General features: G+C 62.7%; 2 protein-coding genes. Both read right to left on the bottom strand.

Going from position 1 to position 3,049, the window contains the following annotated elements:
• On the bottom strand, window positions 1-2,019 hold a 2,019-nt coding region (gene putA / locus ACESMD_RS12185), incomplete at its 3' end, for a bifunctional proline dehydrogenase/L-glutamate gamma-semialdehyde dehydrogenase PutA (protein WP_372613531.1).
• 311 nt (window positions 2,020-2,330) lie between these two features.
• Window positions 2,331-2,945 carry an OmpW family protein gene (locus ACESMD_RS12180; RefSeq protein WP_372613529.1) on the bottom strand — a complete coding sequence of 205 codons (615 nt, stop codon included), beginning with the start codon at window positions 2,943-2,945 and terminating at the stop codon, window positions 2,331-2,333.
• Between the last annotated feature and the right edge of the window lie 104 nt (window positions 2,946-3,049).

The following is a 3,049-nucleotide window of genomic DNA, read 5'->3' as shown; positions in this document are numbered from 1 at the left end:
GCCGGGCTCTTCAACCTCCAGCCGCTCACACTCGTTCGCGTAGTAGCGCAGGAAATCCACCGCTTCACGCACCTCGGCGATGCCATCGAACATCATCTTGCCGGCCTCGCGGGTCGCGATCACGGTCAGCTCGGCGATGTGCTGCTCATAGAGACCGGCGGTCCGGCGCAGGGCATCGGCCCGCTCCGCCACCGGACGCGCCGACCAGTCGCTGAAGCCGTCCTCGGCGGCGTCGAGCGCGGCCGCCACCTCATCCGGGGTCGCCTCATGCACCTTGCCGACCACACGAGAGCCGTCGGCGGGAGACACGGCATCGCGAGCCGTCCCGTGTGGTGCCGGGCTTCCCGCCAGCATGGGCCCGGCGGTCCAGGTAGTCTCGGCGAAGTCTTCGCGCGCCGCCAGTAGCGGCAGGATCGAGGCGGGTTCATTGATCCGGTAGCCGCGGGAGTTCTTGCGCTCGGGGGCGAACAGCTCGCCGGGCTGGCGAATCGACGGGCTGGCGATGGCGTCGCCCAGGCGCTGCATCTCGGCCACCGGGTCCTTTGCCACCTCGCTCGCGGGAATCGAGTCATCCACCACCTGATTCACAAACGAGGAGTTCGCCCCGTTCTCCAGCAGACGGCGGACCAGATAGGCCAGCAGGTCACGGTGCGCGCCGACCGGCGCGTAGAGACGGCACCGGGAGCCCTCCGACTGCTTGACGATGTGGTGCAGCGACTCGCCCATGCCGTGCAAGCGCTGGAACTCGAAGCTGTCCTTGTCGTCGCCCGCCATGGCGACGACGGTGGCACAGGTATGGGCGTTGTGGGTGGCGAACTGCGGATAGATGCGGTCGCGCCGGTCGAGCAGCATCTGGGCGCAGGCCATGTAGCTGACATCGGTGTTGACCTTGCGGGTAAAGACCGGGAAGGTCTCGACGCCCATTTCCTGCGACAGCTTGATCTCGGTGTCCCAGTAGGCGCCCTTGACCAGCCGCACCATGATCTTCCGGTCGTGCTGCTCGGCAAGGTCGTAGAGCGATTCGATCATCGGCGCGGCGCGACGCCCGTAGGCCTGCACCACGACACCGAAGCCGTCCCATCCGGCGAGTCCGGGGTCGGACAGCAGCGCTTCGATCACGTCGAGCGACAGATCCAGCCGGTCCTGTTCCTCGGCGTCGATGTTGAAGCCGATATTGGCCTTGGCCGCCTGCTGCGCCAGCTCCAGTGCGCGTGGCACGAGGTCGGCCATCACGGTGTCGCGGTGGGTGTATTCATAGCGCGGATGCAGCGCCGAGAGCTTAACCGAAATCCCGGGGCTTCCGCGCACATCGCCCTTGGCCTGCTTGGCGATGGAGGTGATCGCCTTGGCGTAGGCATCGTGATAGCGCACCGCATCTTCGTCGGTACGCGCCGCCTCGCCCAGCATGTCGTATGAGTAGGTGTAGCCCTGCTTCTCGAGCTCGCGGGCATTCTTAATGCCCTCCTCGATGGTCTGGCCGAGCACGAACTGGCGTCCGAGGATCTTCATCGACTGGCCGACCGCTTTACGCACCACCGGCTCACCCATCCGGCGCACCAGGCTGCGCAGCGCGCGCACCGGCCCCTTGGGATCGTCTTCCAGCACCTTGCCGGTCAGCATCAGCGCCCAGGTCGAGGCGTTGACCATTGATGACGAGGACTTGCCCAGATGCGCGCCCCAGTCGGATGGCTCGATCTTGTCATGGATAAGATCGTCGATGGTCTCAGCGTCTGGCACGCGCAGCAGCGCCTCTGCCAGGCACATCAGGCCGACGCCCTCAGCGGTCGAGAGCCCGTATTCGGCCAGGAACGCCTCCATCATCGAGGGTGACTTTTCCTTGCGCACTCGTTCCACATACTTGGCGCCGACATCGGCTACCTTTCGACGGTCGTTATCCGAGAGCTTGATCTTTTCGACCAGACTATGCAGCACATCTGCCTCGTCGGCTGCATAGTTGGCGCGGATACGCGCCCGCAGCTCGCTCACAGCGCCCTGCGCATGAAGGTTTGCTTGGTTCATGGTCGATCTCTCCTAGCTACCCGACACAAAGCGTCGATGCATCGGCTCGGATTTGTCTTTCTTGTCGAAAAGTAATTCTCTCTCACCTTTGACGAGGCCGAAAGTGTGCTGACGTCAGGGACTCTCTTCCCCCAGCATGTCTCCGGCAAGACCATCCCGGTCGTTCAGCGGGATACAGATGACGTCGTGGCGTTCTGCGCCAAGTAGTAAACCATTAACGAGACACGGGAGTGTGCAATCTACCACGGCCAAGCCGTGCGTGATTTCAACGATTCCCAGGCGGGTCGTGCCGTCCGGATGTTGCTTGGCGATCAGAAGCGGTAGGTCACCCCACCGCCGATGGTCATGGGGTCGATCTTCGCTTCGCCGATATCAGTGCCACCCTGGCGTACGGCGGAAGATACGTCCGCGTAGCTGACGAAGCCGTTGAGCATCAGGCCCTGTGCCACGGCCAGGTCGAGCCTCATCTGGCCGATGGCCCCATAGCTGCGCTGGACGTCGAGATCAGCCAGCTGCGCCTCATCGAAGCGGGTATAGTTGACGCTGGCACCGACATAGGGCTGAACGCGAGAGTCGAGGCCGCCCAGGGGGTAGTAGTTGATCAGCAGATTGACCGGCAGGCGGTCGATGCTGCCGATGGGTTCACCAGAGAGGGTCAGGTCATGATCGACCTGCTCCTGGCCGTTGAGCTCGATGCCGAACCGGTCGGTGAAGAGATACCCGAGGCCGTAGTAGAGCCCACGCTCATCGGAGGCATCCAGGCGCCGCTTGTCAGGGGTAAGGTCACCGTTGTTGGAAGTGATTTCGGTCTTGGCGATGCCGCCGCGAACGAACATATCTGCAGCACTGTAGGCCAGGCTGGCTTGGCTGGCGATCAAGCAAGCGGAGGTGATCACGCCGGTGGCTGTCCATCTGGTGTATGACATTGGGCTATCCTCTCATGATGGCCAGGACAGGTTGTCTAGGCGAAAATACTTGTACAGAAATTATAATAGACTGATTTCTGAAAGACCTCTTGTTAAAAATTCTT

Source organism: Halomonas sp. (assembly GCF_041689495.1).
In the GTDB taxonomy this organism is placed as follows: Bacteria; Pseudomonadota; Gammaproteobacteria; order Pseudomonadales; family Halomonadaceae; genus Halomonas.
This window is presented reverse-complemented; position numbering and strand designations above follow the sequence as displayed.